The following is a 22,606-nucleotide window of genomic DNA, read 5'->3' as shown; positions in this document are numbered from 1 at the left end:
TCGCCTATGTATAAAGTGCTGCTGGTAGATGATGAACGAATGATACTTGAGGGAATTTCAACTATTGTGGATTGGCAATCGGTGGGAACGGAATTGATCGGAACGGCGCGAAATGGCCTTGAAGCGTATGACTTCGTCGCCGAGCATGCACCTGATATTATTATCAGCGATATTCGGATGCCGGGCATGGATGGCTTGCAGTTGGTGGCCAAGGTGAAGGAAACGCATCCGCATACCCGCTTCATCATGCTTTCCGGCTTCGACGAGTTCGAATATGCGCAAATCGCGATGCAGTATGGTGTAAAGCATTATCTGCTGAAGCCTTGCAACGAGAACAGCATTCTGAATGCCCTGCGTGAAATAGTGGCCGAATACCAGATGGAGGAGAGCAAGGAAGGCTTCGTCCAGTCCATGAAAGCTAATTTGCAGAAGGTGCTGCCGCATGTCAAAGAGCAGTTTCTGAAGGAATTCGTGACGAATAAATCGTATGGCAGCCGGGATTGGGACTATTATCAGGATCTTTTTGGACTGCAGGTCAGCGGGAAGAAAGTCCGGTTGTTGTTATTTCGGTTAGAAGACAAGTTCGAATACGAGCATCTTTTTGCTGTGAAAAATATTGCCGAAGATCTGCTCGATGAGCCTTTGCTCAGTTCCACCATTGCCGAACAAATTCTGATTCTGATCGAGGATCAGCAGGAAATGGAGCGATTGCAAGAGCAAATCAAAGAAATTAGGCGTATTTTCACGCTCTACTACAAAATGGACACGACAGTTGCGCTCAGTGAAGCTGGGGAGATTGTGGAGGCAAGGCGCCTTTATTTGCAAGCGCTTGATTGCTTAAGCCACCGTTTCTATCTTGGTGAAGGCGGGCTGATTACCATGCGCGATATTCTGGATTCCAGCATGCCGAATAAGGCTGATTTCGTGTATGACGATGATCGGATTCTATTTCCTATCCGGGCAGGCAACTGGAAAGAAGCTGAAGCAAGTATTGATCTGTTTCACGATCAGCTCATTCATTCCAGACTTGATATACAAACGACCAAATCGTATGTCATTCAATTGTTTATTTCGATAACCAGACTGTGCAGCGAGCACCAAATGGATATTTACATGGGACTTATGGGTCAAATTTCGCAAATGGAAACGATGCAAGCCATCATTCAGCAGTTGAAGCAGATGGCCTCCGAAATCGCACACGCCAATTTTGAACAGAATAGAAACAAGCACTCGCAAGTCGTGCAGAAGGTGATTGATATTGTGAATGCGGAGCTTGCGAACGCAGAGCTTTCACTGAACTGGGTTGCCCACCGCATGCTGTATATGAACCCGGATTATCTCGGGAAATTGTTCAAAAAAGAGACTGGAGAGCGCTTCTCCAACTATGTCGTTACCGTGCGAATTAAGAAAGCTATGGATCTGATCAAGCATAATGAGGATGTGAAAATGTTTGAATTAGCCGAGCAGCTGGGCTTTGGCGATAATCCGCAATACTTCTCTCAGGTGTTCAAAAAGATTGCGGGCTGCGCTCCCTCCGAGTATAAGAAGCTATCGCAGTAGATATGGTTTTCACTGTTTTTTGAACATTTATCGCGGTAATTTAGATTCAACTTTCGCTCCTGCAAGTAGATAATAGACATGTGGAGCGCAGGTGACGCATCGGAGGAAGCTAACTATGAAACACACAACCCTAACAATCCTGCTCCTCGCTCTGCTAGCGGCAAGCATCACGGGATGCAGCTCGAATCAAGGTTCAGCGAATGGGGGAACGGGGATACCACGAACGATTGAAACCGGGAAATCGGAAAGCAATAAGGACGTAAAGCTTCGCATCGCCTGGTGGGGCGGCCAAGCTCGGCACGATTACACGTTAAAGCTGATTGAGATGTATCAACAACTGAACCCGAATGTGAAGATTGATACGGAATACGCGGGATTCGATGATTATTGGAAAAAGCTGGCGCCGCAAGCCGCAGCCAATCAGCTTCCAGATATTATCCAGATGGATATATCTTACTTGACGCAATATGGCACGAAGGACCAATTAGAGGACTTGTCAACGCTGACGAGCAGCGGGACGATTGATGTTCGTGCCGCAACGCCCGAAACAGTTAATACCGGACGAGTCGACAGCAAGCTGTATGGCATTCCCCTTGGGATGAACGCAATGGGGGCCACCTTTGACGCCGCCATGCTGAAGCAAGCGGGAATTTCCTCCATACCGCCGGATTGGACGTGGTCTGATTTAGAAGTCATTGCGAAGCGGATGAAAGCGCAGGGCAAGGTGCTCGATCACATGCGGTTTGATCAGTTTTTTCCGTACTACTTGCGAACGCAAGGTCAGCACTATTTTAGCTTGGATGGTACGAGTCTTGGGTATAAGGATCCCCGCTATTTTATAGATTACTTCAAGATGTATCTGAAATGGTACGAAGCTGGCTATATGCGCGATTGGGATAAAGAAGCTTTATCCAAATTGACGCCGGAAGAGAATCCGGTTGTACTGGGCGATGGGTTCATGACGATGGCTTGGTCCAATCAATTTGCTTCCTTGCAAGAAGCGGCGAAGAAACCGTTAACACTCATTGGTCTTCCGGGTCCGAATGGAAAGTTGGGTCTATACCTTAAGCCCACAATGCTGTTCTCCATTGCCAAAAGCTCCAAGCAGAAAACGGAAGCAGCCAAATTCATTTCATGGTTTCTGAATGATATCGAAGCGAACAAACTCATTAAAGGCGACCGTGGCATTCCCATTTCCAAAACGGTGAAAGATGCTTTGAAACCTACGCTGTCCGAGCAAGATCAGCAAATTTACAACTACATGGCATGGGTCGAGCAGAACAGCAGCAGCATGGATCCTCCAGATCCGATTGGTGCCGCGGAAGTCAGCAAGCTGCTTCGGGATATGCAGGAGCAAATCCTGTATAAAAAGCTGTCGGTCGAAGAGGCCGCGGCCAGATTCTCGAATGAAGCGAATGCCATCTTGGCTAGAAATAAGAAATGAAGTTCTGATCGTTTGAAGGGTGGCTTCATGAGAGGCTGCCCAACCGCTAATAAATAGAAATTGACGAAGGCAAGGGAGTGGAACTATGAAACTACGTGAAAATGATCACATAGTCGGTTATGTGTTTATATCACCTTTCATCCTGGGATTTTTGATTTTCACGCTGTTTCCGATGATCTCATCGCTGTATTTTTCTTTTACCGAATATGACTTGTTATCTTCGCCCAGATGGGTGGGCTTCTCTAATTACGAGAAGATGTTTACGAACGATGATAAAATACTGGATTCGATCCGCGTTACGTTAACTTATGTGCTTACGTCTGTTCCTTTGCGGCTCATCATCGCTTTGCTGGTCGCGATGCTGCTCAATCGGGCTGTTCGAGGCATTGGGCTCTACCGGGCTACGTATTACTTGCCTTCCTTGATCGGAGGAAGTGTTGCAGTTTCCATCATGTGGCGTCAAATTTTTGGCGATAAAGGACTCATTAATGCTTTTCTCGGCAACATTGGCATCCCCACGACGACATCCTGGATTGGCTTTCCGGCTACCGCGCTTGGTACCTTAGTCTTGCTGTCCGTTTGGCAATTTGGTTCCTCCATGCTCATCTTTCTTGCCGGATTGAAAAATATTCCCGGCACCTATTACGAGGCCGCCAGTGTAGATGGCGCAGGGCCGATCCGCAAGTTCTTTCATATAACGCTGCCTTTGCTGAGCCCGATTATTCTTTTTAATTTAATTCTGCAAACGATTTCAGGCTTCCTGACCTTCACGCCGGCTTATATTATTTCCAATGGTGAAGGCGGGCCGCTGAACAATACCTTGCTGTATTCGCTCTATTTATTCCACCGCGCGTTTGTGTTTTTCGAAATGGGCTACGCTTCGGCCATGGCATGGTTCATGCTGATTATGATCGGCGTCATTACCTTCGTTATTTTCAAAACATCGAAATATTGGGTTCACTACGAAAGCTAGGAGGGATCTGACATGGTTATACGAATGAAAAGTGTGCGAACCATACTGTATCATGTGCTTGTCTGTTTGATCGCGATCACAGCGATTTATCCGATTCTTTGGTTGGTTGCCAGCTCGCTGAAGCCAAACGATGAAATTTACACCACGGCAACCAGTTTGATTCCGAGCCGACTGGCGTGGAGCAACTATGTTTCGGGCTGGAAAGGCTTCGCTGGCATAACCTTTGCCACATTTATGAAAAACTCGTTCATTATCGTTATTCTTTCCACGATTGGTGCGGTTGTTTCCTCTGCGTTAGTCGGTTATGGGTTTGCGCGCATCAAGTTTTTCGGGAGCAAATTCTGGTTCTCGGCGGTTATGCTGACGCTGCTTTTGCCGCAAGATGTGACGATCATTTCGCAGTACATTTTATTCGCCAAAATTGGCTGGTTATCTACGTTCAAACCGATCATTGTTCCGCAGTTTTTTGGAATTCCATTTTTCATCTTTCTGATCATGCAGTTTATTCGTACGATTCCACCGGAGCTGGATGAAGCAGCCAAAATGGATGGATGCAGCAAGTACAGCATCTTCTACAAAATTATCGTGCCGTTAATTGTTCCTGCGCTTGTGACGTCCGCTATTTTCTCCTTCTATTGGAGATGGGATGATTTCTACACCCCTTTGCTGTACTTGAATAATCCGAGTCTATATCCCGTTTCTTTAGCACTCAAGCTATTCTTGGACAGCGAGTCTTTGAACAACTGGGGCGGCATGTTCGCCATGTCCACGTTATCCCTGGTTCCGATCTTTATCGTGTTCATTATTTTCCAGAAGTATATTGTTGACGGGATTTCAACGAGCGGTTTGAAAGGATAATTCGCATGACGAAGCTGATCAATACTACGAACCCACAGGGAGGAAATGAAGAGATGCCAGCCTTACAATTCGATGCAGATGAAATTCGCAAGGTGATTGACTGCGTAGTACGCCGAACGTTCCGGATGGACTTTAATTGGGATTGGCCGGGTGGAGTCGCTTTTTATGGTGTGACGGAAGCCTTCGAAGCAACAGGAAATGAGGAATATTTGCAACTGCTGAAGGAATGGGTGGACGAGAAATTGGAAGATGGCCTGCCTAAGCTGTCTGTCAATGGGATCTCTATTGGTCACTCTTTATTGACGCTGTATAAGGAAACCGGTGAAGAGCGCTACATCGAGATTGCTACGCAAATGGCCGAATTTCTGACCCATGAAGCAGAACGTTTCGGAGAAGGTATTTTCCAACATACGGTCAATTCGGAAACCTATAATTTCCCGGAGCAGGCTTGGGTAGATACGATGTTCATGGCTGGGTATTTCCTGCTGCGCATTGGCGCTATGCTGAAACGCGACGATTATTTCGAAGATGGATTGAAGCAGTACCATGGACATGAAAATTATTTGCAGGATGCAGCAACGAATCTGTACTACCATGGCTGGGATAACCTTGCTCAAACTCATATGTCCGGCATGTTCTGGGCTCGCGGCAATGCTTGGGCAGCAATTACGATGGCTAGGGCGCTGCGTTTGGTCCATGTCACACATCCATCGTTTATGATTATGGAAGGCTCGCTGCGTGATCAGCTAAGCGCACTTGTCCGATTGCAGGACGAAAGCGGTCTCTGGCATACGGTTATAACGGATCAAGAATCCTATCTGGAAACGTCTGGTTCGGCAGGGATCGCCGCAGCCTTAATCGGCTCAGGTAATTTATACAACAAATACACGAATAAATCGATTCAAGGCATTTTATCCCGCATCACTGAGGATGGCACTGTTACACAGGTATCGGCAGGCACGGCGGTTATGCGCGACATTGAAGGCTACAGGGGAGTACCCCACAAACGCATTCAAGGCTGGGGACAAGGACTAGGACTAACCTTTCTGTCATCCTTGCTCAACCGCAAAGACTGGTAGGCCGCTACTATGAGTGTGCATTTGCGGTTTGATTTTGGTCCTGAAACAAGCGCGGCGAAGGAAGGGTACACGAAAGTGAGCGCCAACACAGATTATGATGCCAAAGCAGGCGGTTATGGCTTTCTTAAGGGCTCCACGGTTTATGAACGTGATCGCGGACGTCCGGAGGCGCTGCGTCAAGATTTCTGCATCCCTGTAGGGGCTGTGTTCGTTGCAGACGTGCCAAATGGCAACTATACGATACACACTTTGATGGGTGATCTTATTACATCCACCTGTACAGGTCTGAAGGCTGGGTCTGGCAGGCTCCTGCTGTCGGATTTGGTAACGGCTGCCGGTGAATTCGTGAGCAGCAGCTTTACCGTCCATGTGGCTGACGGGCAGCTTCGCTTGGCATTCTCCGGTGTGGCGCCGCGCATCAATGCCTTGGAAATTCTATCCGCACCGCAAGCGGCCACGCTGTACCTCGCCGGTGATTCAACCGTAACTGATCAGCCTCAGGACGGCTATCCGTACGTAGGCTGGGGACAAATGCTGCCATTTTTCTTGAAAGCGGATGCTGCTGTAGCCAATTATGCGGTATCGGGCCGCAGCTCCAAAAGCTTTCTGGATGAAGGGCGGCTGGCTCCAATTCTGGAAAACATCAATGCGAATGATTACCTGCTCATTCAGTTTGGACATAACGATCAGAAGCGGGATGCGGAGCGGGCTACTTCTCCTTTTACAACCTACAAAGAGCATCTGAACGTCTATATTCAAGAGGCGAGAATGCGAGGCGCTACGCCTATTTTGGTCACTTCGGTGCAGCGAAGATTGTATGATCAGATGGGGAAAATAGTTGATACACATGGCGACTATCTCCTCGCGATGAAGCAGCTTGCTGAAGAAGAGCAAGTCATCTTGATCGACTTAGCCGAAGAGAGCAAGCAATTGTTCGAGTCGCTGGGCGAAGAAGAAAGCAAATCCTTGTTCATGTGGGCGTGGCCTGGTGAGTTCCCTAACTTTCCGAAAGGGGCAGCGGACAACACGCATTTCCAGGAAAGAGGCGGAATTGCCGTTGCCGGCTTAGTCGTCGCCAGTATCCAAAAGCAGCAGATTGAGCCGCTTAGCCGTTATTTTCGGTGAGAAATGTTCGATCAACCAGTCAGACCCCGGTCTATTTCCAGACTTGGATTTGGCTGGTTTTTTCTTGTGCTTTGGCAATAGAATTGACTTGAAGCAGCTGGTAGATTGGGATACTATGAGGTGCAAGAGTTATTTCTGCGGAAAGGAATGTGAGAGATGAGCAATCTTGCTTTATTTATGAAAGCATCCCGTTTTCAGGTAATCCCAGTCATGGTTATCCCCGTCATTCTTGGCGGTTTGGGCGCGCTCGTTTGGGACCATACCTTTCATCCGATCCTATTTGTGCTCACCTTTATCGGTGCCATTGCTGCGCATTTATTTTCTAATATGATCAATGATTTATGGGATTTCCGCAACGGCATTGATACAGCAGCCAGAGAAACGGCCTCAACCATTTCTACCAACTCCGGCTTCCTGGCGAATGGGACGATTGCGGAGAAAACGTTCAGTTTGTTGACTTGGGGGCTGTTTGCAGTCGCCCTTATTTGCGGTTTGATCCTTAGCTTCCTATGTGGCTGGCTAGTCCTGCTATTTGGTGGATTAGGTGCTTTAATCGCCTATTTCTACGTGGCCCCGCCTATCAAATTTGGCTATAGAGGCAAAGGATACAGCGAGATTGCTATATTGCTTTCCTTTGGCGTGCTGCCAACAGTGGGCAGCTACTATGTTCAAACCATGCAGCTTGATTATCGAGCGATTCTATTATCTTTACCTATCGGCTTATTGACCACCTTAATATTGTTTAATCACCATTTCCTGCATTGGAAAGCGGACGAGAGTGCAGGCAAACGGACATTAGTTGTTGTCTGGGGGGAGAAGCGGGCGTTGGCTTTCTCTAAATTTCTTTGTGTATTGTCATATGCAGCCCTAGTCCTGTGCGTATTCCTGCACGTATTTCCTTATTATGCGCTGGTAGGTTTGATTACAGTCATACCTTTTTGGCGGGTTTATGGGAATCTTAAAGCGGAGAATCCGTCGCCGGCTTATTTACCGCTGATGGGCGCTTCCCTGAAGGCTACCGTGCGCTGCGGTGTGATCATGATGCTGTCTATGGGGATTGAGGCGGTTGTGCAAGCTTTATAAGGTGTGTAGTTGATACATCATACATTCGGAGGAGTGGATTTCATGAGCAGACAATTCACTATTGGCGATTTTCATACCATTTTATCGGAAGGTGAGGTTTGGAAAATAGGCGGTTTCCCGATGCCTGACGGCTCTTTTTGGGAATTCCGCGAGCCTAATGCGGTGGTGATTGTTCGCAATGGCATGCTGTATGCGCGTGCGCCATTAAGCCGCAAAAATGATTACATCCAGTTTCTAGACAACGCAAAACATATGTACTATTCCGCTAGCGAAGTTGAAGTCCCGGAAGCTGGAGAGATTTCTTTCGAGCTGCAAATCAGGGCGCGCACGCAAAATACAGTGCCAGATGATCTCTACGACGGCTTCGTTTCGTTGAATTTATTGGACTTTACAACTGGAGCCGCCCTTGATTTCTTCGCTGGCAATGACAAGTACGCGAGCGTCTATGCCGTTTTGCCATTCCCAGGCGTACAAGTGCCAGAAACAGATAAAACACGCTTCTTCTGCATTTTCAAAGAAGAAACCGACCACTTCCAGCCACGTGAGTTTAACACGTACCAAATAACCTACCATCGCGGCAACGATGAAGTTATCTTCTATATAAACGGCGAAGTAGTCCGCCGCGAAACCAGTGTGCCCATCAAGTTCAACCGTTTCACAGTTGCGCTCGGGCTCATGACCGAAAAAGACCTGACGCCGCAAGGAAGCGTCTCCCTCCACGGTCAAACCATAATCGGCGAATGGTCGCCAGTAACCGTAACAGTTAGCGAGTAGGAGCAGCGGAGAAAGCCACAACAAAAACCCGATTCAGCGTGATGATTCCATCAGCTGAGTTGGGTTTTTGTTGTATTGAGCCTGCCAAAAAGGCAGCCTCAGGGCCAGCCAGCCCAAGCTGACCTGTTTACTAGTACATTTTAAGAGAAAAAGATAAGTGTCTAGGGCACTTCTGAGAGACTTGCATATTCTAAACATAAGACATCTACAATGCACTTGAGAGGAGGGTGAGATGTTTGAAGATTAGAAAAGCGGTTATCCCAGCAGCAGGCTTGGGTACGCGATTCCTACCGGTGACCAAGGCGCTGCCAAAGGAAATGCTGCCCATCATTGATAAACCGACCATTCACTATATTATTGAGGAAGCGGTAGCTTCAGGCATTGAAGATATCATCATTGTGACGGGAAAAGGGAAACAGGCGATCGAGGATTATTTCGACAGGTCGTTTGAGTTGGAGAAACAGCTCAAAGCAAGCGGAAGGATGGAGCATCTCCAGCGTGTTCAAGCTCCTGCACAATTAGCTAATATTCATTATATTCGCCAAACGGAGCCGCTAGGCTTGGGACATGCTATTTGGTGCGCGCGGGCTTTTGTTCAAGATGAACCTTTTGCCGTACTGCTGGGCGATACTTTTTTTGATTCGCAGTCACCGGCTCTGGGGCAATTGATCCAGTCCTATAATCGTTATCAAACCTCAATCATCGGCGTGCAGGAAGTGGACTTACAGATGGCTCGGAATTATGGTGTTGTGGAGGCGACATCCTTGCAGGACGGCATTTATCAGGTGACTAAGCTTGTGGAAAAGCCGACCCTTCAGGACTCCACATCAAATTTGGCGATTCTTGGCCGCTACATTCTAACACCGCGAATATTTGAGTTTTTGGCACAACAACAAGTTGGAGTAGGTCAAGAAATACAGTTGACGGATGCCTTAATCTCGTTGAATCAAATAGAAGCCTTGTATGCCCACCAAGTTAGAGGTCATTGGCATGATATCGGCAATCACAAAGGGTTCATTTCAGCGATCCTCTCAGAAGCGAACACCAGGCCAGATCTCAAGATTTGGCTTCGCGACTACTTAGCAGACATGTTAAGAGAAACGGAGTGAGCGAGGGTGAAGCAGCTTCATATTGTGCAAGTAATTTCTAATTCTCCTAGTGCTCATAAACTGCCGCCAACCAATCAGGGAGGAACAGAAAAGGTGGTCTATGAATTAACAGAAAATCTTGTGAAGAGAGGACATCACGTTACGCTCTTTGCAGCCAAAGGAAGTCGTACAAGCGCCCGATTAGTCTCTTTTCCCAAAGGGCTTGGGGCCAAAGGAATAGCTCGATATGTGCTAGCCAAGATGCCGCGGCACGTGGATGTCATTCACGACCATACCTTCAATTCTGCGCTAAGTCAGCTGAATATCAAAACGCCAACCGTGTGCACCTTGCATATGCCTGTTAAACGTCGTGTGAAGAATCCGGTATATGTTTCTAAGCGAGCAAGAACTGTTATGGGCAAAAATCGCGGTTATTACGTGTACAATGGTCTTAATCCGAGTGAATATGAGTTTAGCGCGAAGAAACGAAGCTATATGTTATTTATGGGGCGGATTTTACGTGGAAAAGGAGTCCTGCAAGCGATTGAAATTGCTGAACAAACCAATAACAAATTAATACTTGCAGGGCCTATTAAGAATAAAGCTTGGTTCAATCGTGAGCTGGCTCCTCGTATTCGAAGAAATCCCAACATCCATTTTGTCGGACCCGTTGGCGGGAAGAACAAGCAGAGGCTGCTAAAATATGCGAAGTGTGTGCTGTTTCCTTCTTTGTGGGAGGAGCCGTTCGGGCTTGTTATGATTGAAGCCATGGCTTGCGGGACACCGGTTGTTGCCTTGAATCGCGGTGCGGTTCCCGAAGTCATGGCAGGCTTTCCTCATCTGATTTGCCGCTCCATTCCCGAAATGATTGCCAAAGTGAAACAAGCCAAATTTCCCGATCCGTATAGTCTTCGCCGCTACGTTATTCGTCGCTTTACAACCTCGAAGATGACAGCGCGTTACCTAGCGATTTATCAAAAAGTAATGAAAAACGGATAGAAAAAATGCAGCGCGCATCCCTTTTTGGGGGGCGCGCTTTTGCACGCTCCTGCCTATGGGTGAATATACTGGCATAACATTCCATGAAGGCAGCCCTGGGGGAGGAAGCGAATGCGAATCTACAAAGTCAAACGAGATCAGCGTGATTTTCGTGATTATTTTTATCGCAGCGTGAATTATGTCCATGAAACGCAATTGCCCCGCAATGTCGACTTAAGGAATAAGCTTTCACCGGTTGTGAATCAGGGGCAATTAGGGTCTTGTACCTCCAATGCGATCGTAAGCGGTTTAAGAGAATATTGGCTGCGCCAAGAAACGAATTCAGATAGGCGGCTATCCCGCCTGTTTCATTATTGGCATGAGCGCAAGCTCGAAGGCACGGTCAATCGAGATTCCGGGGCTACGGTTCGCGATGGCATGAAAGTCCTGCACCAAATAGGCGTGTGCCCGGAAACGGAGTGGCCTTATCGCATAAACCAGTATAAATTAAAGCCAAATGAAGAAGCAGAACAATCAGCAGGCGCCTATCGGATTCAAGGGTATCATCGCATTCACGACTTGGCTGGTATAAAAGCAGCCCTAGCTGATGGGCAACCCGTCGTTTTTGGCATCTGGGTGTATGAATCCTTCGAAGGTGCAGCTGCAGCCAAGACTGGGAAAATTCCCTACCCGAATCGCAAGAAAGAGCAGCTGCTCGGCGGTCATGCCCTGCTGGCTGTAGGCTATAAGGATGGCAAAAAGAAAGGGCAAGGTGTCATCATTGTGCGGAATTCGTGGGGCAAAGCTTGGGGAGCCCGCGGGTACGGCTATTTGCCTTACTCTTTTTTCAAAAACAATGGATTGACGTTTGATTACTGGACTGGGAAATAATATGGTCCTGCAGGAGGGGAATGTGCGATGTTAAGTGTGGAAGATGCGAATAAAATCATTGCCTTTTTGTCTGCAGCGTATTTTGCAACGAATGATGCACAGGCAAGAACAGAGTTTAATCGGTTGGCCAACGAGCTTAGAAAAGCTTCCGGCCAGCCCGTGGAATAAGCAGGTATTTCATTCGAAGCGAGGGCGGCGTTCATGCCAAACGAAATAACCAAAGAGGAGTTTATCTTTTTAATCCTGATTTTGTTCGTATTGCTTACGTTATTTCTTCTTTTTGCCTGATAAATAAAACAAACAGCCGTTTGCGCAACTTGCGCAAGCGGCTGTTTTTGTTTGGCTCTAGAACCCTTTGTATTGGGGTTCTTCATTTTCCAATTGCTGAACGCGGGAAGAAACTTGAGTGACGATGTCTTGTGTGGATTTAGCTGCAGTCTCATACAACTGTTTCGCTTCTTGATTCTGTGTGCTGAGCGCGAACGTTTCTAAGCTTGCTTGAGCGCTTTTTAAAGAAGCCAACGTTGTTTTTACCTGTGCGGACACGGTCATGAAGGTTCACCTCGTAAAAGTTTTTTGCAATCAGCAGCGATGTGTAAGGAAGCTGTCTTGTTTGCGATAATTAATATGCCCCGACTTAGCCATGACATAAATGACAAATAAACCCATGAAAAATTGATGATACTTGTCAGGCAAAAAGCGCATAATGACATGGATTGGAGTAAAAGGCAAGGGAGGATATGGGTATGCCGGATTGGTTGCATATTGTGGTAAGAGCAACTTCTGCTCTTGTCATTTTATTTGTTCTTACAAGGATTTTAGGGAAAAAACAAATATCCCAGTTAACGTTTTTTGAATATGTCATCGGAATTACGCTGGGTGACCTAGCGGGGGTCATCTCGACAGATGTGGAATCTAATTTCTTGCATGGCGTCATTGCCATCTTGGTGTGGTGTCTAATTCCGTTTTTTCTGGAGCTTTTTACGCTCAAAAGCAAAACATTACGCACCTGGTTTGAGGGAAAAGGAACTGTTTTGATCAAAGAAGGGAAAGTTCTGGAGGATAATCTGAAAAAAGAAAGATTCACGGCTGACGAACTGCTTCAGCAATTGCGCACCAAGAGTGTTTTTCGGCTAGCCGATGTGGAGTTTGCCATGCTGGAATCCAGCGGGGATTTAAGCGTTTTGCTTAAAAGTGAGCACCAGCCCTTAACACCTAAGCATTTGAATATGAAGCTGGTGACCGAGAAGCCTACCCAAACCGTCGTTATGGATGGCGTTGTCCAAAACGAGCCGCTTGCTGCAGCAGGAAGAGGCCCAGGATGGCTGCATACGGAGCTTGATAAAATAGGGGTAACCAAAGAGAATGTGTTCCTTGGACAAGTAGACACGCATGGAGAGCTTACTGTGGATCTTTATGATGATAAGCTGCAAGTCCCCGAACCTAGTGCAAGGCCTATGCTGCTCGCTACTTTGAAAAAATGTGAAGCAGATCTGGAGCTTTTCTCACTCACAACGAATCGTGAGCAAGCTAAGCTGATGTATGAGGAATGCTCTCGGCAGCTAACGAAAGTGATTCAATCGGTCACGACGATATTGAAAAGCTAGGCGACGGAATAAACAGGAGGGAAAGGCATGGCGAACAACAAGAAGAAAACGATGACGATGACCCAACAAGAGTACCAGAAACTTGCGAAGGAGCAAGAGCCTAAGCGCCCCGTTCTGAAAAATTGCCTGCGAGCCTTTTTAGTCGGCGGCCTCATCTGTTTGATCGGGGAATGTTTTATGCAAATGTACATCAGCTGGTTTGGCTTTACGGAGAAGACGGCGGGCAATCCGACCGTAGCTACACTCATTATTATTTCTGTCATTCTGACAAGCTTGGGTATCTACGACAAAATCGCCCAATGGGCCGGGGCCGGCAGTGCCGTTCCTGTCACAGGCTTCGCCAATTCCTTGTGTTCCGCTGCAATCGAGCATCGTGCGGAAGGCCTTGTTCTTGGCGTTGGGGGCAATATGTTCAAATTGGCTGGGTCGGTCATTGTTTTCGGGACCGTTGCTGCATTCTTGGTAGGGATCGTGCATCTTATTATTATGGGCGGGAGTTGACCATATGCTGAAGGGGCATCAAAGCTGGGTCTTTAAGAGTCGTCCGGTCATTCTGTCGACAGGCACGGTTGTTGGACCTGATGAGGGAAAAGGGCCGATCAGTGAAGATTTTGATATTGTGCATGACGATTTGACGATTGGTCAAAAGACATGGGAAAAAGCGGAGAAGGCGCTGCTTGAAGAAGCGGCAGCGCGAGCGCTTGATAATGCTGGGCTGACCGGCGGCCAGATTCAGTTCTATCTTGGCGGTGATCTGATGAATCAGATCATCTCCAATACGTTCGCGGCACGTACGCTGGGCATGCCGTATCTCGGCATCTTCGGCGCTTGCTCCACCTCGATGGAGGGACTCGCGCTAGCCGCTCAGCTGATGGACTCCGGCGCCGCCAACCATGTGATGGCGGGGACTTGCAGCCATAACTGCACGGCGGAGAAGCAGTTCCGTTATCCTACGGAATACGGCTCACAGAAGCCGCCGACCGCGCAGTATACCGTAACTGGCGCCGGAGTCGCCGTGTTAGGCAAAACCGGTGACGGGCCCGTCGTCACCTCGGCTACGATCGGCCGGATCGTCGATATGGGCATCACCGATCCGTTCAATATGGGAGCTGCAATGGCTCCGGCAGCCGTGGACACGATCCAGGCGCATTTGCGCGATCTCGATCGCGAGCCTGGCTACTACGATCTGATCATCACCGGGGATCTGGCGACGGTTGGGGTGAACATTGCGCGCGAACTGTTCGCCAAGCACAAGGTTCCTATGGAACAAACCACGTTCAGTGATTGTGGACTGCTCATATACGATCGCGAGAAACAGACTGTTCAAGCAGGAGGGAGCGGCTGCGGCTGCTCAGCAACCGTCACCTATGGTCATTTGCTCAAGCGCATGAAGAAGGGCGAGCTGAAGCGGATTCTCGTCGTCGCGACGGGCGCATTGCTTTCTCCGCTGTCCTTTCAACAAGGCGAAAGCATTCCTTGTATTGCACATGCTGTTTCTATTGAGTCTGGGGGTTTGTACGCATGAGTTTTGTATGGGCTTTTCTTATCGGTGGAGCTATTTGTGTTTTCGGTCAATTGCTCATGGATGTAGGGAAATTAACACCTGCGCATACGATGAGTACCTTAGTTGTGCTGGGAGCTATTGCGGACGGCTGCAATTTGTACGATCCTTTTATTGAATTTGCCGGTGCGGGAGCGACCGTTCCGATTACAAGTTTCGGCAATGCGCTTGTTCACGGGGCCCTGGAGGAGCTGCATAAGGACGGCTATATCGGCATTATTACCGGTATTTTCAAAGTGACCAGCGCCGGGATTTCCGCAGCGATTATTTTCTCGTTTTTGGCGGCAGTCTTTGTGAAACCCAAAGGATAAGAAATATCGCAAAACAAGCCTTTTCGGATCGAACCGAAAGGGCTTGTTTTGCGTCTATACGCTGTGAGGGAAACTGTGTTCACATGGTTAATTTTAACAAATAAATTTAGAGGAAATACAAGTATACGGACGAAAAGCTTTGCTGTAAACTGGATTTACGTACTTTTTGTGATTATTCTAGCGTTTTCGGACATATGGGCGGAATTTCGCCAAAAGGCAACGCAACTCTAAGGAGGATCAAGACATGGAAACTGCCACCCATCATCATGTAGAAGTTCTGGCTAGGCTGAAAGCGAATTTGGAATCGTGCATACTTGGCAAGAGCTCTGAGATTGAATTATTGCTTACTGCGATGCTTGCCGGCGGACATGTTTTGCTGGAAGATGTTCCAGGCACGGGGAAGACCGTTCTGATCAAAGCGCTCGCACGCTCGATCGAGGGTCAATTTCGCCGCATACAATGCAATCCTGATTTATTACCTTCCGATATTACCGGTGTTTCTATATATCATCCCAAAGAAGAGAAATTTCTGTTTCGTTCTGGACCGATTATGACGAATATTTTGCTGGTGGATGAAATTAACCGCGCAACGACCAAAACCCAGTCAGCTCTCTTAGAAGCAATGGAAGAGCAGCACATTACGGTTGATGGCGATATTCATGAGCTTCCATCGCCGTTTCTCATGCTGGCTACCCAGAATCCGATTGATTTCGAAGGCACATACATATTGCCTGAAGCGCAGTTAGATCGTTTCATGATCAAGCTCAGCTTGGGCTATCCGAGTGAAGCTGCCGAGAAGCTGATGATTGCTTCCCAGAGCAAGCTCCACCCGATGGAGTCTTTGCAGGCGGTTATGGATACTTCCCAAGTGCTGGCAATGCAAGAGCAAGTGCGGCGCGTTCATCTGGATGAAGCTGTAGCCGATTATTTGGTGACGATAGCAAGAAAAACGCGGGAACATCAAGCTGTGTTCCTTGGCGCAAGTCCGAGAGCCACGCTCTCATTAGTGCTCGCTGCCAAATCATATGCCTTCCTCCAAGGAAGAGAATACGTCATTCCAGATGATATTAAATACCTGGCCCCTTATGTGCTGGGCCATCGGATGATTCTTCATTCCGAGGCTCGGATGGACGGCGCTACGATTGCTTCCGTTCTCGGCGCGATTTTCGAGCAGGTCCGCGTGCCGGTGCGATTGGAGAAGTGAGCCTATGAATCGACCGGTATTCACAAGATTTGGGGTGCGTCCCCGGTTTCCGGCAGCTTTATGGGTTCTGATTTCCTGCTTTACGGCGAGCTTATTCTTCATGCTGTTTCAAGGCGGCAAGCTTGCATCCATGCTGTTCATCATTGTTACGCTTTTGTCTATTTATCTGCTCTCCGGCAATTGGAGCGGTGTGCGGCGTGCCCAAGGGGTCCGCAAGCTGACGAATGTCGGGCAGGAAGCCCATCTTGAGGCAGGACAATCGCTGCAGATTGGGATTGGGGTGCAAATTCCAGGCTTTTGGCCGATTCCCTACATCATGATCAAAGATCAGCTTGTTCGGCTGAATGGAGAAGAAACGATCTTCGAAGGATCGCTTGTCCCGGATTGGAAGCGAAGAGGAGAACTGCTCTACAGCACTCCGCCTTTAAGGAGAGGGTATTACCGCTTCGGCCGGACGGAATGCTTGACCGAAGATATCTTTGGCTTTTTTCAACATAAAGGACGCTTGGAGCTTGAACAGCCGATTACGGTATATCCACAAACGGTTACGATTCGGGAATGGGCGCAATTTCACCAAATGCTCAAGGGCATGCAGCATCATTCCACCACAACGCGCGCGCATCGGGAAACTACACAGATTAACGGAGTTCGGGAATATATCTACGGTGACCGCTTATCCCGTATTCACTGGAATGCTACCGCGAAGACTGGAACGTGGAAGTCCAAAGAATTCGAGCGTGAATCGCTCCCCAAGACGATTATATTGTTGGATCGGACTGCGCGTGCGTATGGCGATGTGGCTGAATTTGAGCTAGCGGTGTCTATCGCAGCCTCCTTATTCCGCTATGGAGCCAGCCGCGACTTGGCACTGGGCTTGCTGTCCAATGGCAAGGAATCTACTTTTATTGAAGCGAAACAAAGTCAGAATCATCATAAAATGATTCTAAAACATCTGGTTGGTGTTGAAGCTGACGGCTATCGACCGCTGAATCAGATCCTCAAGGAGCATGCAAGAGATCTGCCTGCGGGATGCTTTTTCGTCTTGATATCTCCGCAAAAAGGGTCCGTGATGATGCAGGTTTTAACGCATTTGGACCATTTGCAAATGAATCCTTGCCATATTTGGGTTCATGGCAAGCCACCCTTTTCGCTAAAGCCACAGCCTACGGAGAAGGACAAGCAGGAGGATTGGATTAAAGCGATTCGCTCTCAAGGTTATATGGGTTATGAGGTCAGTCAATTAACAGACCTGCCTAACCTGTTGGGAGGGGCGAAACGATATGCTTAATACGATTTGGAGAAAGCTGCTGCTGGCTAACTGGGAACAGCGTGTCAGTGCTATTCTAACAGGAATTTTCCTGTATCAATTTGTGATTTGGATTATGAAGGAAGATGGCCTATGGCTGCCGGAGACGGTTTCCTTCGTAACAGGCACTTTGTTCATTATCGCCATTACTTACTTCATACCGCGCTTGCACGAAGGATGGCGCTCCATTATACAATTTTTGCTGATTGTATGGTTTCATGGCTTTGGAATGGGGTACAGCTTCGTTTCGGTGAAGATTATTTCTTGGCAAGAAGCGGGGCGGTGGATTGCTCTCAATGCGGGGCAGCTGGAACCTTACATTTGGTTTAGCCTATGCGCCTGGATCACCTATCTATTCACGATGTGGTCCGTTCGATCCCGTTTCCGTGTATCCATTCTGATTTTTGTCAGCATCATGTTTTTTGCCATTCGAGACTCGTTCAGCACGATCTTCTTGTGGCCGCAAGTCGCGATGGTAATCTTCTGCGGTTTCGCGCTGTTAATGCAGCTCCATTTCGCGAAATTGAAGCAGCGGGCTCCAGTCATTTGGGAAACGATAACGGATTATCCGTCAACGCTGATTATTCCTATTGCTTTGATCGTGGGTGTTATTTTTCTTGTAGGATATATAGCCCCAACCGTAAATCCAATCATTACGGACCCCTATACAGCATGGAAAGTGAGCCGCGGAGAGTCTGTGCCCCTCTTGGGCAAGGGTGTTACTGTAACAGCCTCAACAGCTGATGCGTCTTCCGGCTACAGTCGGGATGACAGTAGGCTTGGCGGTGGCTTCCGCTATGATTATACACCTGTCATGACGGTCGAAACGAGCAAACGCACTTATTTCCGCGGTGAAACCAGAGCGTTATACAATGGAAAAGGCTGGGAGCAAAGCCCGGCTGAGAAGAAGCTGCCGATTAATCGTGTTAATCTCAATCCGCTCCCGCTTGATCCGCGATTCGATTTATCCTTGTTGAAGACTAAAGAAGTGACACAGAAAATCACCATGAACAGAGAAGAAGTATTTCCGGTCTTATTCGCAGGATTTGCGATCCAGAAAATCGATGAGGTCAATGAAGGCGAGAATCAATTTCAACGCATATTGTGGTCACCCCGCCAATCAGAGCTCCGCTTTGTAGGCAAAAATAATTATCCCAAAGACTATTCGGTGACAACACAGGAACCGATTCTGGATGAAGCCTTATTACGGGAAGTGAAATCGGACTATGCGAATAAGCCGGATTGGGCCGAGTATCTGGAGTTGCCTGCTGATTTGCCGGAACGGGTGAAGCAGCTCGCGGTTGATATTACCAAACCAGCTACAAATCCGTATGATCAAGCCAAATTAATTGAGAAATATTTGTCTGAGCATTATCCGTATACGAATACGCCGGATGAAAGCAAAGGCAAAAGCAAAGATTTCGTCGATCGTTTCTTATTTGAAGTCAAGCAAGGTTACTGTGATTATTATTCCACCGCTATGGCTGTGCTGACGAGATCAATCGGGCTTCCGACTCGCTGGGTAAAAGGCTATTCGTCCGGTGTTTCGCCAGTTCCTGAACAAATGAGAGAGCTCGGTTTCCTCGGTCAACTGGGTACGGATATCGACGTCAATGCTGCCGGCATCTATACCGTTCGGAATTCGGATGCGCATTCTTGGGTAGAAGTGTATTTCGAAGGCTACGGTTGGATTTCTTTCGAGCCTACCTCAGGCTTCAAGCTGCCTAATGTGTTTCCAGAGGCAACACCTCCGCCAGTTGAGCCTTCACCCGAAGCAGAGCCGGTAACTGTGCCTGATGTAACGGAAGCAGCACCAAGTTTGACTTGGCTGTGGCTGACCTTAGGCGGCGCAGCGGTTGTTATTGCGAGCGGTCTAGTCGTGTTCCTGGTACGAAGAACCGGCGTTTGGCAAGCTTGGCGAACGCGCAGAAAGCAAGTACAGGTCATTAATTTTAATCAGAAGATTATTGTGGAATTCGAGAAGTTGCTGCGCTTAGGTCGAAGAAAGGGCTATACGCGACTTGAGCACGAAACGATGAGAGAAGCGGTAACGCGGTGGTCGAACCAAAGCAAATGGATGAAAAAAGAGCTGGAAACCGTTATTGAACTGTTCGAACGAGCGAAGTACAGCCAAGCCAATTCAACGGAAACCGACTATCAAACCGTAAGCCAATCGATTACCAAATTAAAAGAACAAATGAAATAGGCGAAGAAGCCACTCCGCTTAAACGGGGTGGCTTCCCTATGAGAGGAGATATTCACATGGCTTTTATTGACTGTCATTTTTACTCAGATTCCCTTGGTGTTTCTGCATCGATGTATGTTATTTTGCCGCAAGTAGCACAAAGCCAAATCGGTTTGGCCTCATCCGTCTATGGCGGCAAGCATCCTACGCTTTATTTGCTGCATGGATTATCGGACGATCACACGATCTGGATGCGCAGGACTTCCATAGAGCGCTATGCTTCAGAATTAGGAATCGCCGTCGTGATGCCTGCCGTGAACCGCAGTTTTTATGCGGATATGGCGAGCGGTCCTAAATATTGGACCTTCATCAGCGAGGAATTGCCAGCCTTGGCCCGTTCTTTTTTTCCATTAGCGGAAGAAAGAGAATTGAATTTTGCAGCAGGTCTTTCTATGGGTGGTTACGGGGCTATGAAGCTGGCGCTAACCCATCCTGACCGATTTGCGGCAGCTGCGAGCTTATCCGGTGCCGTGGATATTTCGCACCGTGCGACCAACTTTCCAGATGATTTCAAACTGATTTTTGAGGATGTATCGCGTATTAAAGGGAGCGGAAGTGACTTATTTCATTTAGCTGATCAACTGGCAGCTTATCAAGGAGTGGCGCCTCAACTCTATCAATGCTGTGGAACGGAAGATTTCTTATATGAGGATAACGTCCGATTCCGTGATTATTGCCGAGAGTTGAAGCTGAATTTGACGTACGAGGAAGAGCCTGGACAGCATGAATGGGGTTATTGGGATCACAAAATTCAAAATGTTTTGAAATGGCTGCCGCTTCCTTCGCGTTCCTAGAGCGAAAATATGTTCTTTTTTCTTTTTGCAACAAACGGGTCACTATGGTATAGTTTCACGTATATGTCGAGGAAGTAGTTGGAGGGAAGTTGTTTGCTGAAAAAGCTCGTACCCAGACAGTCCGTACATACAATCTATGATATTGACGCCAATCATCTTTGGGGATTTGGTGTTCGCGGTATTATTACAGATCTCGATAATACACTCGTAGGCGCACGTGATCCGCATGCGACTCCTGAATTAATAGAATGGTTGAAACAGCTGCAGAAAATGGGCTTCAAAGTCGTCATTGTGTCGAATAACAATCATGGACGAGTCTCTGCTTTTGCAGAACCGCTTGGTATCCCATTCATTCACCGTGCCAAAAAACCAACAAACGCGTCTTTTCACAAAGCAATGAGGCTGCTTGGTACGAATACGAGACAAACAGCTGTCATTGGCGATCAGATGCTGACAGACGTTCTTGGCGGCAACCGAATGGGGCTTTACACGATCCTGGTTCAGCCCATCTCCATTCAGGATGAAGGCTTTTTCACAAAAATTAATCGCCGCATTGAGAAATGGGCTTTATCGAGGATGAAGAAATAGGAGGTTTCATGGGTATCGAAACAGTGAATCGTTGTGCAGGCTGTGGTGTTTTGCTGCAGACGGAAGAAAAAGGCAAGCTTGGTTATATACCGGCTGAAGCGATGGACAAGGAGCCGCTGATCTGTCAGCGCTGCTACCGTATTAAGCATTATAATGAGTCTTCGAGTATCACGCTGCAGCAGGATGACTTCCTCAAGTTACTGGGGCATGTGGGTCAAACGAAAGCGCTAGTAGTGAAAATCGTAGATATTTTTGACTTTGAAGGCAGCATGATTAGTGGTCTATCGCGTTTCGTAGGCACGAATCCGGTTCTGCTTGTCGTCAACAAAATAGATTTGCTGCCCAAAGTAACGAACGCGAACAAGATCATTAACTGGGTGCAGCGAAGAGCCAAAGAGGAAAACCTGAAGGTCGTCGATATTATCCTTTGCAGCGCAAAGAAAAATATCGGCTTTGACCGGGTGATTACAGCCGTTCAGGAGTATCGCGGCAACATGGATGTGTATGTCGTTGGTGCAACGAATGTTGGTAAATCTACGCTGATTAACCGTTTGATCAGTGATTACAGTGACTTGGATTCAGAGCTCACTACGTCACAGTATCCAGGCACTACGCTGGATTTGGTGAAAATCCCGCTGGATGACGGTCGGTTTATCGTGGATACGCCGGGGATTGTGTATCAGCATCGCTTAACGGAGATCGTCAAAAAGCGTGATTTGGCGCGCATCATGCCGGATAAACCGCTCAAACCGATGGTTTTCCAGCTTAACGAAGCGCAAACCTTATTTTTTGGCGCCTTAGCGCGATTTGATTTTGTTCAGGGCGAACATCAATCCTTTACCTGCTACACGTCGAATGCGATCCAAATTCATCGTACGAAGCTGGAGCGGGCGGATGCGTTATATGAAGAACACAAAGGTGTGATGCTGGCGCCTCCTAACCAAGCGGATTTGGATGAGCTGCCTAAGCTTGTGAAGCATCCTCTGCACGTTCCAAAGGGAAAACAGATGGATGTGCTGATCTCAGGACTTGGTTGGATTCGGGTGAACAGTATGGCCGGAGCGGATCTCGCCGTTCATGCGCCGAAAGGGATTAAGGTCATCACGCGTGAAGCGTTGATATAGGGGGACCAGAGGA

Annotated in this window: 23 protein-coding genes; 22 read left to right on the top strand and 1 reads right to left on the bottom strand. The window is 47.8% G+C overall.

The window, feature by feature from the left end; translation table 11 throughout:
• The first annotated feature begins 6 nt into the window (after positions 1–6).
• The 12 genes from BC351_RS11175 to BC351_RS11120 all read left to right on the top strand — a co-directional run bounded on the left by BC351_RS11175 (position 7) and on the right by BC351_RS11120 (position 12,021).
• Positions 7–1,560, top strand: a complete 1,554-nt coding sequence (locus BC351_RS11175; protein ID WP_079411840.1) for a response regulator — start codon at positions 7–9, stop codon at positions 1,558–1,560.
• Between the two features lie 115 nt (positions 1,561–1,675).
• Positions 1,676–3,004: an ABC transporter substrate-binding protein gene (locus BC351_RS11170; RefSeq protein ID WP_079411838.1), complete on the top strand. Its 1,329-nt coding sequence runs from the start codon at positions 1,676–1,678 to the stop codon at positions 3,002–3,004.
• Positions 3,005–3,089: 85 nt separating this feature from the next.
• Positions 3,090–3,977 (top strand): carbohydrate ABC transporter permease, encoded by an 888-nt coding sequence (locus BC351_RS11165; RefSeq protein ID WP_079411836.1) that lies wholly within the window; start codon positions 3,090–3,092, stop codon positions 3,975–3,977.
• Positions 3,978–4,001: 24 nt separating this feature from the next.
• On the top strand, positions 4,002–4,835 hold the full coding sequence (locus BC351_RS11160; RefSeq protein ID WP_079412029.1) for a carbohydrate ABC transporter permease: 834 nt from the start codon (positions 4,002–4,004) through the stop codon (positions 4,833–4,835).
• Between the two features lie 53 nt (positions 4,836–4,888).
• Positions 4,889–5,914: a glycoside hydrolase family 88/105 protein gene (locus BC351_RS11155; protein ID WP_079412027.1), complete on the top strand. Its 1,026-nt coding sequence runs from the start codon at positions 4,889–4,891 to the stop codon at positions 5,912–5,914.
• Positions 5,915–5,923: 9 nt separating this feature from the next.
• Positions 5,924–7,039, top strand: a complete 1,116-nt coding sequence (locus BC351_RS11150) for a rhamnogalacturonan acetylesterase (RefSeq protein ID WP_079411833.1) — start codon at positions 5,924–5,926, stop codon at positions 7,037–7,039.
• Positions 7,040–7,195: 156 nt separating this feature from the next.
• Positions 7,196–8,122, top strand: a complete 927-nt coding sequence (locus tag BC351_RS11145) for a prenyltransferase (protein ID WP_079411831.1) — start codon at positions 7,196–7,198, stop codon at positions 8,120–8,122.
• A 42-nt stretch (positions 8,123–8,164) separates the two neighbouring features.
• The gene (locus BC351_RS11140; RefSeq protein WP_079411829.1) at positions 8,165–8,896 is read left to right on the top strand and encodes a DUF6081 family protein; all 732 of its coding nucleotides are present in this window, start codon (positions 8,165–8,167) and stop codon (positions 8,894–8,896) included.
• A gap of 236 nt (positions 8,897–9,132) precedes the next feature.
• Positions 9,133–10,005: a UTP--glucose-1-phosphate uridylyltransferase GalU gene (gene galU / locus BC351_RS11135; RefSeq protein ID WP_079411826.1), complete on the top strand. Its 873-nt coding sequence runs from the start codon at positions 9,133–9,135 to the stop codon at positions 10,003–10,005.
• A 6-nt stretch (positions 10,006–10,011) separates the two neighbouring features.
• Complete coding sequence (locus BC351_RS11130; RefSeq protein WP_079411824.1) at positions 10,012–10,983, top strand: glycosyltransferase family 4 protein; 972 nt, start codon at positions 10,012–10,014, stop codon at positions 10,981–10,983.
• Between the two features lie 111 nt (positions 10,984–11,094).
• Complete coding sequence (locus BC351_RS11125) at positions 11,095–11,853, top strand: C1 family peptidase (RefSeq protein WP_079411821.1); 759 nt, start codon at positions 11,095–11,097, stop codon at positions 11,851–11,853.
• Positions 11,854–11,880: 27 nt separating this feature from the next.
• Positions 11,881–12,021 (top strand): N-acetylmuramoyl-L-alanine amidase, encoded by a 141-nt coding sequence (locus BC351_RS11120; RefSeq protein ID WP_079411819.1) that lies wholly within the window; start codon positions 11,881–11,883, stop codon positions 12,019–12,021.
• Positions 12,022–12,198: 177 nt separating this feature from the next.
• Here the strand turns inward: BC351_RS11120 and BC351_RS11115 are convergent, their stop codons facing one another.
• Positions 12,199–12,405 (bottom strand): DUF1657 domain-containing protein, encoded by a 207-nt coding sequence (locus tag BC351_RS11115; protein ID WP_079411817.1) that lies wholly within the window; start codon positions 12,403–12,405, stop codon positions 12,199–12,201.
• A 194-nt stretch (positions 12,406–12,599) separates the two neighbouring features.
• On the opposite strand from BC351_RS11115, the gene BC351_RS11110 reads away from it, so the two are divergent.
• From BC351_RS11110 to yqeH, 10 genes are all read left to right on the top strand, one after another.
• Positions 12,600–13,460, top strand: a complete 861-nt coding sequence (locus BC351_RS11110; protein ID WP_079411815.1) for a DUF421 domain-containing protein — start codon at positions 12,600–12,602, stop codon at positions 13,458–13,460.
• 27 nt (positions 13,461–13,487) lie between these two features.
• Entirely contained in the window at positions 13,488–13,961 is a 474-nt protein-coding gene (gene spoVAC / locus BC351_RS11105; protein WP_079411813.1) for a stage V sporulation protein AC, read from the top strand.
• Between the two features lie 4 nt (positions 13,962–13,965).
• A complete protein-coding gene (gene spoVAD, locus BC351_RS11100) occupies positions 13,966–14,985 on the top strand; it encodes a stage V sporulation protein AD (RefSeq protein ID WP_079411811.1) in 1,020 nt (339 codons plus the stop codon).
• Positions 14,982–15,332 carry a stage V sporulation protein AE gene (spoVAE, locus tag BC351_RS11095; protein ID WP_079411808.1) on the top strand — a complete coding sequence of 117 codons (351 nt, stop codon included), beginning with the start codon at positions 14,982–14,984 and terminating at the stop codon, positions 15,330–15,332. The genes spoVAD and spoVAE overlap by 4 nt, the downstream gene beginning before the upstream one ends.
• Positions 15,333–15,576: 244 nt before the next feature.
• Positions 15,577–16,536, top strand: a complete 960-nt coding sequence (locus BC351_RS11090; protein ID WP_079411806.1) for an AAA family ATPase — start codon at positions 15,577–15,579, stop codon at positions 16,534–16,536.
• 4 nt (positions 16,537–16,540) lie between these two features.
• The gene (locus tag BC351_RS11085; protein ID WP_079411803.1) at positions 16,541–17,824 is read left to right on the top strand and encodes a DUF58 domain-containing protein; all 1,284 of its coding nucleotides are present in this window, start codon (positions 16,541–16,543) and stop codon (positions 17,822–17,824) included.
• Positions 17,817–20,048: a DUF4129 domain-containing transglutaminase family protein gene (locus BC351_RS11080; RefSeq protein ID WP_079411801.1), complete on the top strand. Its 2,232-nt coding sequence runs from the start codon at positions 17,817–17,819 to the stop codon at positions 20,046–20,048. Before BC351_RS11085 ends, BC351_RS11080 begins: the two co-directional genes overlap by 8 nt.
• Before the next feature lie 56 nt (positions 20,049–20,104).
• Positions 20,105–20,881 (top strand): alpha/beta hydrolase, encoded by a 777-nt coding sequence (locus BC351_RS11075; protein ID WP_079411799.1) that lies wholly within the window; start codon positions 20,105–20,107, stop codon positions 20,879–20,881.
• A gap of 93 nt (positions 20,882–20,974) precedes the next feature.
• Entirely contained in the window at positions 20,975–21,469 is a 495-nt protein-coding gene (locus tag BC351_RS11070; protein WP_173216608.1) for a YqeG family HAD IIIA-type phosphatase, read from the top strand.
• A gap of 8 nt (positions 21,470–21,477) precedes the next feature.
• Positions 21,478–22,593 carry a ribosome biogenesis GTPase YqeH gene (yqeH, locus tag BC351_RS11065; protein ID WP_079411797.1) on the top strand — a complete coding sequence of 372 codons (1,116 nt, stop codon included), beginning with the start codon at positions 21,478–21,480 and terminating at the stop codon, positions 22,591–22,593.
• Positions 22,594–22,606: the final 13 nt, after the last annotated feature.

The sequence above is a fragment of the Paenibacillus ferrarius genome, assembly GCF_002027705.1.
Taxonomy (GTDB): domain Bacteria; phylum Bacillota; class Bacilli; order Paenibacillales; family NBRC-103111; genus Paenibacillus_E; species Paenibacillus_E ferrarius.
The sequence above is the reverse complement of the archived record's forward strand: the minus strand, read 5'-3'. Positions and strand labels throughout refer to the sequence as shown.